Genomic DNA, 14,238 nt, shown 5'->3' on the forward strand with positions numbered 1-14,238 from the left:
ATGAACGCCCTCAACTCCCTCATGGACGGGTTCGGCACGGCGCTCACCCCGCTCAACCTGCTGTGGGCCGCCCTCGGCGTGCTGCTGGGCACGGCCATCGGTGTGCTGCCCGGCATCGGACCCGCGATGGCGGTGGCGCTGCTGCTGCCGGTGACGTACGGGCTTGACCCGGTCGCCGCGTTCATCATGTTCGCGGGCATTTATTACGGCGCCATGTTCGGCGGTTCGACCACCTCCATCCTGCTCAACACCCCCGGTGAGAGCGCCGCCGTGGTCGCGGCCATGGAGGGCAACCCCATGGCGAAGGCGGGACGCGGCGCGCAGGCGCTGGCCGCCGCGGCCATCGGTCACTTCGCGGGCGGCATGATCGGCACGATCCTGCTGGTCGCGCTGGCGCCCACGGTCGCCGACCTGGCGGTGGACATCGGCGCTCCGGACTACTTCGCCATCATGGTGCTGGCGTTCATCGCCGTGACGTCGGTGCTGGGTTCGTCGCGCGTCAGGGGTCTGGCCTCGCTGCTGATCGGTCTGACCATCGGCCTGGTGGGGCTCGACCAGATGACCGGCCAGCAGCGGCTGACCTTCGGTTCGCTGCAACTCGCCGACGGTGTGGACGTGGTGATCGTGGCGGTCGGTCTGTTCGCGATCGGCGAGGCGCTGTGGGTGGCGGCGCACCTGCGGCGCGGCGGGGCCGAGCCCATTCCGGTGGGCCGCCCCTGGCTCGGCCGCGACGACGTCAGGCGCACCTGGAAGTCCTGGCTGCGCGGTCCGTTCATCGGCTTCCCGTTCGGCGCGATCCCGGCGGGCGGCGCGGAGATCCCGACCTTCCTCTCGTACGTCACGGAGAAGCGGCTGTCCAAGCACAAGGACGAGTGGGGCAAGGGCGCCATCGAGGGGGTGGCGGGCCCCGAGTCGGCGGCGTCGGCCTCGGCGGCGGGCACGCTGGTGTCGATGCTGACCCTGGGCCTGCCGACCACCGCGGTCGCGGCGGTCATGCTGGCCGCCTTCCAGCAGTACGGCATCCAGCCGGGACCGCTGCTCTTCGAACGCGAGCCCGAGCTGGTGTGGGGTCTGATCGCCTCGCTCTTCGTCGGCATGGTGCTGCTGCTCGCCCTGAACCTGCCGCTCGCTCCTGTGTGGGCCAAGCTGCTGCGGATCCCGCGCCCGTACCTGTACGCGGGGATCATGTTCTTCGCGGCGGTCGGCGCGTACGCGGTCGGCGGTGAGGTGGTCGACCTGGTGATCCTGCTCGTCATCGGCCTCATCGGCTTCGGCATGCGGCGCTACGGGCTGCCCGTCCTGCCCGCCGTGATCGGCGTCATCCTCGGCCCGAACGCCGAGCAGCAGTTGCGCCGCGCCCTGCAGATCAGCGACGGCAGCGTGTCGGGCCTGGTCGACACGCCGTTCTCGGTGACGGTGTACGGCGTGATCGTGCTGCTGCTCGCCTGGCCGCTGGTGAAGCGGCTGGTGGTGCGTGGCCGGAAGCGGGCGAACGCCTGACCCGCGCTCACCCGGCCCGGCAGCGTGCCCCGCTCCCGGGAAGGTCTGCGTGCGGCCCGGTACGCCGACCCCGTACCGGGCCGTCGAGCGGCGGCCCGGCGCCGGGACCGGCGCCGGCTTCGTCGGTAACCTCGTCCGCAGCCCCCTCGACCCGGGCGGGCCGACCGCTGCCGGGCCCCGCCGTCCGCGGGCCCCCCCTTCCGGTCCCCGCCCCCTGAGACCCCAGAAAGGGAACCGACCCCATGATCTTCATCACGGCGAAGTTCCAGGTACTCCCCGAGCACGCGGACCGGTGGCCGGAGATCGCCGGTGAGTTCACCCGGGCCACCCGGGCGGAACCCGGCTGTCTCTGGTTCGACTGGTCGCGCAGCGTCGACGACCCCACGGAGTACGTGCTGGTCGAGGCGTTCCGCGACGACGAGGCGGGCGCCGCGCACGTCGGATCCGCGCACTTCCGCGCCGCGCGGGAGAAGCTGCCGCGGCACCTGGCCCGTACCCCGCGCATCGTGAACGCGACGGTCGACCAGGAGGACTGGTCGGAGCTGGGCGAGATGGCGGTGGAGTAGGGCCTCCCGCCCCCGTGGAGAGCGCCCCGTCAGCCGAGGAAGCTCAGCCGGACCCGGCGGTCGGGGTTGTCCTTGTTGGTGTCCACCAGGCACACCGACTGCCAGGTCCCGAGTTCCAGGCGGCCGCCGATCACCGGCAGTGTCGCGTGCGGCGGTACGAAGGCCGGCAGGACGTGGTCGCGGCCGTGGCCGGGGCTCCCGTGGCGGTGCTGCCAGCGGTCGTCGGCCGGGAGCAGGGTGTGCAGGGCGGAGAGCAGGTCGTCGTCGCTGCCGGCGCCGGTCTCGATGATCGCGATCCCGGCGGTGGCGTGCGGGACGAACACGTTGAGCAGGCCGTCGCGGCCGGACGCCGCCTCGCGCAGGAAGGACTCGCAGTCGCCGGTGATGTCGGCGACCCGCTCCGCCGCGCCGGTGGCGAGGTTCAGGACTCGGGTGGTGAAGGCATCTGGCATGCCCCCATCCTGACACCGGGGGAAGATCGCGGCCTCCGGCACCGTTGGTAGAAGCGTGAACAACATGCGCGAGGTCGACGTCGTCGTCATCGGGGCCGGTCAGGCCGGACTCGCCGCCGCCTATCACCTCCGGCGCACGGGTTTCGAGCCGGAGCGCGACTTCGTGGTGCTCGACCACTCCCCCGGGCCCGGCGGCGCCTGGCAGTTCCGCTGGCCGTCCCTGACGTACGGCAGGGTGCACGGCATGCACGCCCTGCCGGGCATGGAGCTGACCGGTGCGGATCCGGCGCGGCCGTCCGCCGAGGTGATCAGCGGGTACTTCGCCGCGTACGAGCGGACCTTCGACCTGCGGGTGCGGCGCCCCGTCGACGTGCGTGCCGTGCGTGAGGGGGCGGACGGGCGCCTGCTCGTCGAGACGTCGGCCGGGTCGTGGGCGACACGCGCCCTGATCAACGCGACCGGCACGTGGGACCGGCCCTTCTGGCCGCGCTACCCCGGGCAGGAGACCTTCCGGGGACGGCAGCTGCACACCGCCCAGTACGCGGGGCCCGAGGAGTTCGCCGGGCGGCGCGTGATCGTGGTGGGCGGCGGCGCCTCCGGGACGCAGCACCTGCTGGAGATCGCTCCGTTCGCGGCGGCCACCACCTGGGTGACCAGGAGGCCGCCCGTCTTCCGCGAGGGGCCCTTCGACGAGGGAGCGGGCCGGGCGGCGGTGGCCCTCGTGGAGGAACGGGTGCGGCAGGGGCTGCCACCGAAGAGCGTCGTCTCGGTGACCGGACTGCCGCTCAACGACGCGATCCGGGCCGGACTGGCGTCGGGAGTGCTGGACCGGCAGCCGATGTTCGACCGGATCACTCCCGAGGGCGTGGAGTGGAGCGGCGGGCGGCGGGTGACGGCGGACGTGATCCTGTGGGCGACCGGGTTCCGGGCCGCCCTCCACCACCTGAGGCCGCTGCGGCTGCGGGAGGCGGGCGGCGGTGTCCGGGTCGAGGGGACGCGCGCGGTCGCCGATCCCCGGATCCATCTCGTCGGTTACGGCCCCTCGGCCAGCACCGTCGGCGCCAACCGGGCGGGCCGCGCGGCCGTGCGGGACATCAGGCGGCTGCTGGCCGGGGGCGAGCCGGTCGCCGCGTGACGCCCCGACGGGTCACTCGGCCGCCTCGGCCCCGCCCTTCCTCCCGGCGCTCGCCTGGAGGCGGTTGAACTCGGCCACGTTGCGCTGGTGCTCGGCATAGTCGGCGGTGAAGCGGGTGTCACCCGGCTTGACCGTGACGAAGTACAGCCAGTCCCCCGGTGTCGGGTTGATCGCGGCACTCATCGCCTCGTCGCCGGGATTGGCGATGGGGGTCGGCGGCAGCCCCATGCGCTGGTACGAGTTGTACGGGCTGTCGATCTTCGTGTCCTGGGTGGTGGTCTTCAGCGTCGAACGGCCCAGGGCGTAGTTGATGGTGGAGTCCATCTGCAGCGGCATCCCGCGTTCCAGCCGGTTGAAGATCACCCGGGCCACCTTGCCCATGTCCTCCTCGTCGGCGGCCTCCTCCTGCACGATGCTGGCGATGGTGACCGCCTGGTAGACGTTCAGCGCGTTGCGCTGGGCGCCCGCGGCGACCGGCGCGCCGGTGAACCTCTTGTTCGCCGTGTCGACCATGGCCGTCAGCAGCTTCTCCGGGGTCGGGTTCCCGCCCAGCGGGTAGGTCGCCGGGAAGAGGTAGCCCTCGGGGTTGCCCTCGGCGTCGTTCGGCAGCTTGAGGCCGGCCTTGGCCAGGGACTTCTTGGTGGTGCCCGCGGGCAGGGCGAGGGCCTTGTCGACGGCTTCGTAGACCTCCGTGGCGCGCCGGCCCTCCGGGATCGTCAGGGACGTGGGACGGGACTCGCCCTCCTCGTCCGTCGTCAGCAGCGGCACCGCGACGGCGGTACCGGCCACCACGGCGCCGATCGCGATCAGGGCGATACGGCCCCGGCGCGTGAGCCGGATCGTCCTCCTTGGGCTGCTGGGACCTCTGAGGCCTCCAGGGCCCCCAGGGCCTCCGGGATTCCTCGGGCTGCCGTGACCTCCGGCGCTCCTGGCGCTCCCGGCACCTCTCGCGCTTCTCGCGCTTCTCGCGTTCCGCGGCGGCGTGTTCATCTGCATGCGGGCACGGTAACCCCCATATGCACGCAAACCCGGCATATCGTCATTTCGTCGGCTCCAGTCGGGCGTCCCTGCGGACCAGCGCGGCGTACCTCCCGTCCTGTGCCAGCAGCGCCTCGTGCGTGCCCTGTTCGGCCAGGCGTCCGGAGTCGAGGACCACGATCCGGTCGGCACCCCGGACGGTGGAGAGGCGGTGGGCGATGGTGATCGTGGTGCGGTTGGCGGACAGAGCGTCGATGGCGCCCTGCACGGCGGCCTCGGTACGGGTGTCCAGGGCGCTGGTGGCCTCGTCCAGGACGAGGACGGGCGGGTCGCGCAGGATGGTGCGGGCAATGGCCAGGCGCTGCTTCTCACCGCCGGAGAAGCGGTGGCCGCGCTCGCCCACCACGGTGTCGTAGCCCTCGGGCAGGGCGGCGATGTGGTCGTGGATCTGGGCCGCCCGCGCCGCCGCCTCCAGCTCCGCATCGGTGGCGTCCGGCTTGGCGAAACGCAGGTTCTCGGCGACGGAGGCGTGGAAGAGGTACGTCTCCTGCGACACGACGCCGACCGCGCGGGCAAGGGTGTCGAAGTCGAGGTCGCGCACGTCGACCCCGTCGAGGGTGACCCGGCCGCCCGTCACGTCGTACAACCGCGGCACCAGGTGGCCGAGGGTGGACTTGCCGGCGCCGGTGGGGCCGACGACGGCGAGGCTGCTGCCGGCGGGGACCGTGATGTCGATGCCGTCGAGCACCGGGCCGCCCTTGCCGCCGTAGCCGAACTCGACGTGCTCGAAGCGGATCTCGCCCTTGATGTGGTCGAGGTGGACGGGGTCCCGCCGTTCGGTGATGTCGATCGGCAGGTCGAGGTACTCGAAGATGCGCTGGAAGAGCGCGAGCGAGGTCTGGATCTGGACACCGGTCGACAGCAGGCTCACCGTCGGCCGGAACAGTCCCTGCTGGAGTGAGACGAAGGCGACGATCGTACCGAGCGACACATCCGGCCCACCGAGCTGCAGGGCGATGCCGGCGGTCCAGTAGATGACGGCCGGCATGGCGGCCATGACGATCGTGATGACGGCCATCCGCCAGCGGCCCGCCATGTTCGACCTCACCTCCAGGTCGACCAGACTCTCCGACTCCTCCGCGAAGGCGCGGGTGAGCGAGTCGGACCGCCCCATGGTGCGGCCGAGCAGGATGCCGCTGACGGAGAGCGACTCGGTGACCGTGGCGGCCATCGCGGCCATCTGCTTCTGCCGCCGGGTGGTGATCTTCCTGCGCTCCCTGCCCACGCGGCGGCTGATCCACACGAACACCGGAAGCAGGAGCAGGGAGACGACGGTGAGGCGCCAGTCGAGGACGACCATGGCGACGATCGTGGCCACCACGCTGGTGAGGTTGGAGACCAGGGAGGTCGCCGTGGAGGTGACGGTGGCCTGCATGCCGCCGATGTCGTTGGCGATGCGGGACTGGACCTCGCCGGTGCGGGTGCGGGTGAAGAAGGCGAGGGACATCTGCTGGAGCCGGCCGTAGACGGCGGTGCGCAGGTCGTGCATGACGCGCTGGCCCACGGTCGTGGAGATGAGCGTCTGCAGCACGCCGAAGACGCTGGTCAGGACCGCACCGAAGATCATGCCGAGGGCGAGCAGGCTCAGCAGACCGGTGCGCCCCTCCGGGATCGCGACGTCGAGGATCTCCCTGAGCAGGAAGGGCGTCGCGACCGACACCAGGGACGCGGCGCCGACCAGCAGGCCGACGACCGCGAGACGGCCGCGGTAGGGCCGGAACAGCGTGAGGATGCGACGCACCTGCCGGGGCTGTTCCTTGGCGTCGGCAGGCGCGGTCCAGGCGGATTCGCGATCGGGGCGCATGGGCTCCTTAGGAGACGGCGAGGGACGGGCGCGCGCAGCCCTCCGGACGACAGACCTCGCGGTACCGCCGCGGGCGCGCGTGGTCCCCACGGATCGTGGATTACGGATCAGAAATCACGGATCGAGAATTACGGATCGAGAATTACGGATCGACAGTCATTGTTACCTATACTCACAATGAACGCCATCCTGATATTGTTCCCGCATGATCGCCCCCGATCCCGACGGCCTGCTCGCCGAGCAGCTGCTGCGGCTCACCCGCCGGGTGCACCGCATCCAGAAGCGCCACCTCGAGCACCGCGACCTCGGTATCACCCCGGCGCAGTCCCGGCTGCTGCGCACGCTGGCGCACTGGGGCTCGCCCCCGCGCATGGCCGACCTCGCCGAGCGCCTCGAGGTCGTGCCCAGGGCGGTGACGACACTGGTCGACGGTCTGGAGGCGGCCGGGAAGGTGCGCCGCGTCCCGGACCCGGCCAACCGCCGCGTCATCCGCATCGAGCTGACCGACGACGGACGCGCGGCCCTGGGGGAACTGCGCGCGGCGCGCCGGTCCGCCGCCGAGGAGATCCTCGCCCCGCTGACGGACGAGCAGCGCGCGGTGCTGGGTGGGCTGCTGGACACACTGGTCGACGGTCCCGACAGCGACGGGGGCCACCGCCACACGTCCTGATCCGGGTCCGGGGAACGACCGGCTCCTGGGCCGGCTCCGCGTTCGGGGCCGGCTCCGCGTTCGGGTTCGGGTTCGGGTTCGGAAGGCTTCCTGCTCAGGCCTTCAGATTGGCCCTGTCCCCCATGACCACCACCGGGTGCAGGTCCGGGTCGAGGGTGCGCAGCAGGTACTCCATCGCCGGCTTGGGCAGACTGACGCAGGCCGACGTACCGCTGCCGTGGTCCATGTGGAGCCAGATCGAACCGCCCTTGGACGAGCCCTCGGGGCGCGTCGGATCGTTGGGCGGGGTTCCCTTGACGCGGTTGTAGTCGATGGCGATGACGTAGTCGAAGTCGTGCCAGTACGACTTCGCCCACCAGCGCGGTGCCGCGAAGCTCGCCGACCTGCTGTACGGCAGCCCGGTGCCGGGGGCCGGATCCGGGTCCGGGAGCACGCCGCCCGCGTCGCTGAGCGTGAACACCCCGACGGGACTGCGCTTGTCGTTCTCGTGGTGGTCGGTCGTCCAGCCCTTGGTGCCGTTGTGCGCCGCCCAACTGCGGGAACGGTGCCAGCCGGAGCCCCGCTTCGTGTACAGCACGGCCGTGGAGTCGGCGGAGTCCACGCCGTCGCCGTACACCGCGACGACCTGGCGCGAGTCGGTTGGGATACGCCGCTGGAGCCGGTCGCCGACGCCTGGGACGGTCTTCGGGTCGGCCGTCGCGCTGCCGCGGCCCGCGCCGGCGGGGGGCGCGCTCGCCGCGGAGTCCGCGCCGGAGCCGGACGGGCCGCCGCAGGCGGACAGCGCCGACACCGTCAGCAAAGAGCCAAGGGCCGCTGCCACGACCGCCGTACGCCGTACTCCACCACTCGCCATCCGTCCATGGTCGCACTCGTCCCGGGCATGCCGTCAGGACGGTGGCGGGAAGGGGCACCTCGGGTGGGACGGGTGGCGCGCCGCGCACCACGCGCATGTGGGGAATCGCGGCCCGATTCCCGGCCCTACCCCGGAAAACCGCTTGATTTTGGGCGCCCGGCGACGCGAACCTTTCACGGTTTGCAGCCTCCTGATGCCGCGTAGCGACGGCACCCCCTGACACGAGCCACTGGGACGTCATGCAGATCCAAGACCTTCCGTACCCTGACCCGGGCGTGCCCGACGCACGCACGGGCCCCCGATTCCTGTGGTGGCTGTTCCGCAACCAGCTCGGCGGCCAACTCAAGTCACTGGCCTGGGGCCTGCTGCACTTCGCCTCCGTCTCCGCTCTGCCGTTCTGCATCGGTCTCGCCGTCCAGGCGGTCGTCGACCGCTCCGGCGCCCGGCTCGCCGTCGCGGGCGGCGTCATGGCGCTGTGCTGCGCCGGCAACGCGATCGGCGACACCTTCCTGCACCGCACCGCCGTCACCAACTGGATCACCGCGGCTGCTCGCGTCCAGCAACTCCTGGCCCGCAAGACCGCGCTGCTGGGCTCGGCGCTGACCCGGCGCGTCGCCGCCGGCGAGGTCGTGGCCGTGTCCACCGGTGACGTCGAGAAGATCGGCTGGTTCGTGGAGGCCGTCTCCCGCTTCACCGCGGCCGCGCTCACCATCGTGCTGGTCTGCGTGGCGCTGGTCGTCTACCAGCCGGCGCTCGGCATCGTCGTGGTCGTCGGCCTGCCGGTGCTTGCCCTGGCGGTCCTGCCGCTGCTGCCGCGCGCCACCCGGCGGGCCGACGTCCAGCGGGACAAGGCCGGCCGCGCCACCGAACTCGCCTCGGACACCGTCGCCGGACTGCGCGTGCTGCGCGGCATCGGTGGTGAGGAACTCTTCCTCGACCGCTACCGCGACGCCTCCCAGGAGGTGCGCCACGCGGCCGTGCGCAGCGCCCGCATGTGGTCCCTGATCTCCGCCATCCAGGTGCTGCTGCCGGGGCTGCTGCTGATCGCGGTGGTCTGGCACGGCGTCCACCTGGCCCGCGAGGGCCGCATCGACGTCGGCGAACTCGTCACCGTCTACAGCTCGGTCATGATCCTCACCTACCCCCTGCGGCACTTCGAGGAGATCGCCATGGCGTACTCCTTCTCCCGTCCTTCGGCCGGCCGGGCGGCCCGGGTGCTGTCCCTGGAGCGCACCACGGACACCGCGGGTTCACGCGCCGCCGAGACCCCTGCCGGGGATCTGTACGACCCTGCCACCGGTCTGCTCGCCCCGGCAGGCCGGTTCACCGCCGTGGTGTGCGGCGACCCGGACGCCGCCGGGCGGCTGGCCGAGCGGCTCGGCGGCCACCCCTCGGAGAAGGGCACGTCGGTGCTGCTGGGCGGCGTGCCGCTGGACGAGCTGCCCCTGAAGACCGCTCGCACCGCGGTTCTGGTCCAGGACAAGGACCCGGTTCTGCTCTCCGGCACGCTCCGCGAACTGCTGGACGTGCCCGCCTCCGGCGCCGTCGGCGCCGACGACGCGCTGAACGCCGCCCAGTGCGGTGACGTCCTGACGGCGCTCACGCAGGGTTCGCTCGGCGCCGACGACCCGATGGACGCCCGGATCACCGAACGCGGCCGGTCGCTTTCGGGCGGCCAGCGCCAGCGGCTGGCGCTGGCCCGGTCCCTGATCACCGACCCGGAGGCGCTGGTCCTGGACGAACCGACCTCGGCCGTGGACTCGCACACGGAGGCACGGATCGCGGAAGGCGTTCGGGCCCTGCGTGCGGGACGCACCACGGTCGTCCTCACCTCGTCCCCGCTGCTCCTGGACCGCGCGGACCGGATCGTGTTCCTGCACGACGGCGAGGTCGCGGCGGTCGGTACCCACCGGGAGCTGCTGCACACCGAGCCCCGGTACCGGGCGGTGGTGACCCGCGAGACCGACGAGGAGACCGCGGCACGCCCGGACGCCGTACCGGCCGGCCGCAAGCCGGCCCGGACCGAGGCCGACGACGGCCGAGGCGACGAACGTGACGGCGGACGCTACGACGAACGCGACGGCGGTCGCGACGGCGCCCTCAGCGACGACGCCCTGCGCGAAGACGACGTACTGCACCGACGCGAAGACGACGTACTGCACCGACTGGAAGAGATCGAGGAAACGGCATGATCGGCGTCGCGCCCCCGTCCTACGACCCGGCGGCTCCCACGACGGCCACCACCCTGCCCGTGGGCTCCCGCCCGACCGTACGCGCGTACGTGGGAGAACTGCTGCGTCGGCACCGCCGGGCGTTCCTCTTCCTCGTCACCGTCAACACCGTCGCCGTGATCGCCTCGATGGCGGGCCCCTACCTGCTGGGCGGGCTCGTGGAACGGGTGTCGGACGACACCCGGGAGCTGCGTCTCGGTCTCACCGCCACGCTCTTCCTGCTCGCCCTGGTCGTCCAGGCCGTCTTCGTGCGCGAGGTGCGGCTGCGGGGGGCCATGCTCGGCGAGCGGATGCTGGCGGACCTGCGCGAGGACTTCCTCGTGCGGTCGGTCGGATTGCCGCCCGGCGTGCTGGAGCGGGCCGGCACGGGCGACCTGCTCTCCAGGATCACCACCGACATCGACCGGCTCGCCAACGCCATGCGTGAGGCCGTGCCCCAGCTCGCGATCGGCACCGTGTGGGTGGTGCTGCTGCTCGCCGGGCTGGTGGTCACGGCGCCACCGCTGGCGCCCGCGGTACTGATCGCGGTACCGCTGCTGGTGATCGGCTGCCGCTGGTACTTCCGCAGGGCCCCCGCCGCCTACCGCTCGGAGGCCGCCGGGTACGCCGCGGTGGCCGCCGCGCTCGCCGAGACGGTGGACGCCGGGCGCACCGTCGAGTCCCACCGTCTCGACACCCGCCGCATCGAACTTTCGGAGCGCCGGATCAGCGAGTGGACGGCCTGGGAGCGCTACACCCTGTGGCTGCGGTCGGTGCTCTTCCCCGTCATCAACGTCACCCATGTGACCGTGCTCGCCTCCGTCCTGCTCATCGGCGGTGTCTTCGTCCTCCAGGGCTGGATCGGGGTCGGTCAGCTGACCACGGCGGCCCTGATCGCGCAGATGCTCGTCGACCCGGTCGGCCTGATCCTGCGCTGGTACGACGAGCTGCAGGTGGCCCAGGTCTCCCTGGCCCGGCTGGTGGGCGTACGGGACATCGAGCCGGACGCCGGTGACTCGTCCCTGGCCCCCGACGGACGCCACGTGCACGCCGACGAGGTGCATTTCGGCTACCTCGAGGGCGTGGACGTCCTGCGCAAGGTGTCGCTGGAGGTCGCCCCCGGCACGAGGCTCGCCCTGGTCGGTCCGTCGGGCGCCGGGAAATCCACCCTCGGCAGGCTGCTCGCGGGGATCTACGGTCCCCGCGAGGGCCGGATCACCCTGGGCGGCGCGGAACTCTCCCGGATGTCCGCGGAGCGGGTCCGCTCGCACGTCGCCCTCGTCAACCAGGAGCACCACGTCTTCGTGGGCTCCCTGCGCGACAACCTCCGTCTCGCCGAGGCCGGCGCCACCGACGCCGAGCTGTGGGCGGCGCTGGGCGCGGTCGACGCGGACGACTGGTCCCGTGCGCTGGATGAGGGACTGGACACCGAGGTCGGCTCCGGCGGCTTCGCGCTCACTCCGGCGCAGGCCCAGCAGATCGCGCTGGCCCGCCTGGTGCTGGCCGACCCGCACACCCTGGTGCTGGACGAGGCGACGTCCCTGCTCGACCCGCGAGCGGCGCGCCATCTCGAACGGTCCCTGGCCCGGGTCCTGGACGGTCGCACGGTGATCGCGATCGCCCATCGGCTGCACACCGCCCACGACGCGGACGTCATCGCCGTGGTCGAGAACGGCCGGATCAGTGAGCTGGGCAGTCACGACGAGCTGGTCGCGGCGGACGGCGCGTACGCGGCACTGTGGCGGTCCTGGCACGGGTAGCCGGGTCAGACCCGCCGAGGGAGGGACGGCACGGACGGCGCCCGGTGCCGGGACGGGGTGCGGTGACGGACCGGGACGGTACGCGGCACGGACACCTGGGCACGGGCCGGTGGCGGTCGCACACCGGCCGGAGGCAGGCGGGACCGGGCCGGAGACGGCCGGGACCGGGGCTGTGACGGTCGGGCACCAGCCGGAAGCGGCCGGGACCGGGCCGGGCAGGTGCTGGCCGGGCTGGGCAGGTGGCGGCCGGTCCGGTTTCCGGGCCGGCGCCCGGCTGCCCTGGTCCCGCCGGTAGGCGGTGGTGCCGGGAGGACGTGCCTGCCGGGTACCCGGGCGGGTGCCGTGCCGTTGCGCGCTCCCGAACGGGAGTGGAAGGCTGGAAGGAGGCACCGGCTCGAGGCAGGCCCGGGAACCGGGTGGTTCCGTGACGGGTGAGGCCTGTGCTCCGTGCAGCGGCGGCCCGCCGCGGTCCACGGCGAGAAGGGGCCGGTCCCCATTCCCTGGAGGTATCCGTGAACAGCGTCGACGGATGGGGAGATGACGTCTACCAGCCGGACGGATCCGAGCAGCGGGAGGACACCGGTCTGCTCGACGGCGAGGACACCCTGGAGGAGGACGGCGTCGACGATCCCCTCGACCGGGGCTGGTCCCCGCCCGAGCGTCCCTGGGCGGTGGAGCACACCGGGGTGACGGCCGCCGAACGTCAGCGCGGCGAAACGCTGGACCAGCGACTCGCCGAGGAGCGTCCGGACGAGCTCGCACCCGACGGCGACGGGCTGGGCGACTCCGACGGGACCGACGGGGAACTGCTGGACAACGAGGTCGGCGCGGGCCGTTCCGGTCGGCTCGTGGCCCCCGACGAAGGCGCGCACGAGGACGAGGAGCCGGCCCTGGTCGCCATGGACGTGGGTATCGACGGCGCGGCCGCCTCCGCCGAAGAGGCCGCGATGCACGTGGTCGACGAGGACTCCCTGCCGGGCTGAGGCCCCCCGCGATGGCGGACCCGTGCCGTCGCCCCGACGATCCCTCCCGCACGAGGAGCAGCCATGCAGCAGGACAAGCACCCCGACTACCGGCCTGTCGTCTTCCGGGACCGCAGTGCCGGATACGCCTTCCTGACCCGGTCCACGGCGGTCAGCGACGAGACCATCGCCTGGGACGACGGCGAGACGTACCCGGTGGTGGACGTGGAGATCTCCTCGGAGAGCCACCCCTTCTACACGGGCAAGGCGCGGACGGTGGACTCGGAGGGGCGCGTCGCCCGTTTCGAGCGGCGCTACGGTGCGGGCGAAGGACAGGAGACCGGGGAAGCCGGCTGAGCCGGCCGGGCCGGCGTCGCTCAGATGAAGTTGAGCGCCGCCGCGCCGCCCACTCCCCCGAGCAGCATGAACACGGGCATCAGCACCTTGAGCTCCACCCAGCTGCCCGCCCGGAACCGCATGACCTTCGGCGGACCGATGGGATACCAGCGCTTGCGGCCCACCGGTATCGGCCAGAGTATCGGGCAGCCCGAGACGGTCAGCGCGTCCCCGATGTCGTGTACCAGGGCCCCGAGCACGATCGGCAGCCCAAGCCACAGGTACTCCTGGCCGGGCGCCGTGAACAGCCAGTCCGCTCCGCCGTCCGTCTTGTCGAGGATGTCGGCGATGATCCACGCGCTGGTCCCGGCCAGCAGCCAGACCAGCACGTCGCTGCTGGAGCCGCGGGCGGCCCGCCAGAGCAGGCCCTCGATGGCCAGCACCATGTGCACGAAGAGGATCGCCAGCACCGCCCAGCGGCCACCCGTGATGGCCAGGGCCGACGTGCCCGCGCCGATCACGACCGCCCACAGCCAGGTGTGTGTCAGCGTGCGGTGTCCGCCGGAGCGACGCGGGTCGGCCCGCTTCTTCGTGGCCTTGTAGACGGCGTAGGACAGCTTGTCGACGATCTCGCACAACCACCGTGAGACCGGCCCGAAGGACCGGGAGATGGTGGCCGCCTTGTGGTCGAGGTCGGGGGCCAGCGCCGCCCCGGCGCAGATCAGGGCTCCGGCGAGCAGCACCGGCCAGGGCATCGGGTGACCGGCGGCGGCGGTCGCCGCCCCGACGCCGAGCCACGCCGCGGCGCCCGACAGTGAGTGTGCTGGTCCCATCATCGCCGTTGCCCGCCCCATTCCTCGTGTGCCGCTGTGCAGTTGTCCGGGTCCCTGGTTGTCGCACCGGCGACCCAGCGTAGCGTTCGTGATCTTGCCGCCGACAGCCGATTCCCTCC

General features: G+C 72.4%; 13 protein-coding genes. 8 read left to right on the top strand and 5 right to left on the bottom strand.

Annotated elements, in window-relative coordinates; all coding sequences use genetic code 11:
* The gene (locus EV562_RS12370) at positions 1-1,500 is read left to right on the top strand and encodes a tripartite tricarboxylate transporter permease (RefSeq protein ID WP_133886823.1); all 1,500 of its coding nucleotides are present in this window, start codon (positions 1-3) and stop codon (positions 1,498-1,500) included.
* A 242-nt stretch (positions 1,501-1,742) separates the two neighbouring features.
* Positions 1,743-2,066, top strand: coding sequence for a putative quinol monooxygenase (locus tag EV562_RS12375; RefSeq protein ID WP_133886824.1), 324 nt, complete (start codon positions 1,743-1,745; stop codon positions 2,064-2,066).
* 29 nt (positions 2,067-2,095) lie between these two features.
* Here EV562_RS12375 and EV562_RS12380 read toward each other — a convergent pair whose 3' ends face one another.
* Positions 2,096-2,518 carry a secondary thiamine-phosphate synthase enzyme YjbQ gene (locus tag EV562_RS12380; protein ID WP_133886825.1) on the bottom strand — a complete coding sequence of 141 codons (423 nt, stop codon included), beginning with the start codon at positions 2,516-2,518 and terminating at the stop codon, positions 2,096-2,098.
* 55 nt (positions 2,519-2,573) lie between these two features.
* Here EV562_RS12380 and EV562_RS12385 point away from each other — a divergent pair, with 55 nt between their 5' ends.
* Positions 2,574-3,653, top strand: a complete 1,080-nt coding sequence (locus EV562_RS12385; RefSeq protein WP_133886826.1) for an NAD(P)-binding domain-containing protein — start codon at positions 2,574-2,576, stop codon at positions 3,651-3,653.
* Between the two features lie 12 nt (positions 3,654-3,665).
* On the opposite strand, the gene mltG is transcribed toward EV562_RS12385, so the two are convergent.
* Together mltG and EV562_RS12400 are read right to left on the bottom strand one after the other, a co-directional pair.
* On the bottom strand, positions 3,666-4,469 hold the full coding sequence (mltG, locus tag EV562_RS12390) for an endolytic transglycosylase MltG (protein ID WP_166661759.1): 804 nt from the start codon (positions 4,467-4,469) through the stop codon (positions 3,666-3,668).
* A 223-nt stretch (positions 4,470-4,692) separates the two neighbouring features.
* Positions 4,693-6,495, bottom strand: coding sequence for an ABC transporter ATP-binding protein (locus tag EV562_RS12400; protein ID WP_133886829.1), 1,803 nt, complete (start codon positions 6,493-6,495; stop codon positions 4,693-4,695).
* A 205-nt stretch (positions 6,496-6,700) separates the two neighbouring features.
* Here EV562_RS12400 and EV562_RS12405 point away from each other — a divergent pair, with 205 nt between their 5' ends.
* The gene (locus tag EV562_RS12405) at positions 6,701-7,165 is read left to right on the top strand and encodes a MarR family transcriptional regulator (protein WP_133886830.1); all 465 of its coding nucleotides are present in this window, start codon (positions 6,701-6,703) and stop codon (positions 7,163-7,165) included.
* A 94-nt stretch (positions 7,166-7,259) separates the two neighbouring features.
* Here EV562_RS12405 and EV562_RS12410 read toward each other — a convergent pair whose 3' ends face one another.
* Positions 7,260-8,018: a hypothetical protein gene (locus tag EV562_RS12410; protein WP_133886831.1), complete on the bottom strand. Its 759-nt coding sequence runs from the start codon at positions 8,016-8,018 to the stop codon at positions 7,260-7,262.
* A gap of 239 nt (positions 8,019-8,257) precedes the next feature.
* Between EV562_RS12410 and EV562_RS12415 the strand changes: the two genes are divergently transcribed.
* The 4 genes from EV562_RS12415 (at position 8,258) to EV562_RS12430 (ending at position 13,307) form a co-directional block, all read left to right on the top strand.
* A complete protein-coding gene (locus EV562_RS12415; RefSeq protein ID WP_133886832.1) occupies positions 8,258-10,210 on the top strand; it encodes an ABC transporter ATP-binding protein in 1,953 nt (650 codons plus the stop codon).
* Entirely contained in the window at positions 10,207-11,988 is a 1,782-nt protein-coding gene (locus tag EV562_RS12420; RefSeq protein ID WP_133886833.1) for an ABC transporter ATP-binding protein, read from the top strand. Before EV562_RS12415 ends, EV562_RS12420 begins: the two co-directional genes overlap by 4 nt.
* A 512-nt stretch (positions 11,989-12,500) precedes the next feature.
* Positions 12,501-12,971, top strand: coding sequence for a DUF5709 domain-containing protein (locus EV562_RS12425; RefSeq protein ID WP_133886834.1), 471 nt, complete (start codon positions 12,501-12,503; stop codon positions 12,969-12,971).
* 63 nt (positions 12,972-13,034) lie between these two features.
* On the top strand, positions 13,035-13,307 hold the full coding sequence (locus EV562_RS12430; RefSeq protein ID WP_133886835.1) for a type B 50S ribosomal protein L31: 273 nt from the start codon (positions 13,035-13,037) through the stop codon (positions 13,305-13,307).
* Between the two features lie 20 nt (positions 13,308-13,327).
* Here the strand turns inward: EV562_RS12430 and EV562_RS12435 are convergent, their stop codons facing one another.
* Complete coding sequence (locus tag EV562_RS12435) at positions 13,328-14,122, bottom strand: metal-dependent hydrolase (RefSeq protein WP_133886836.1); 795 nt, start codon at positions 14,120-14,122, stop codon at positions 13,328-13,330.
* Between the last annotated feature and the right edge of the window lie 116 nt (positions 14,123-14,238).

The organism is Streptomyces sp. BK208, assembly GCF_004364245.1.
Classification (GTDB): Bacteria; Actinomycetota; Actinomycetes; order Streptomycetales; family Streptomycetaceae; genus Streptomyces.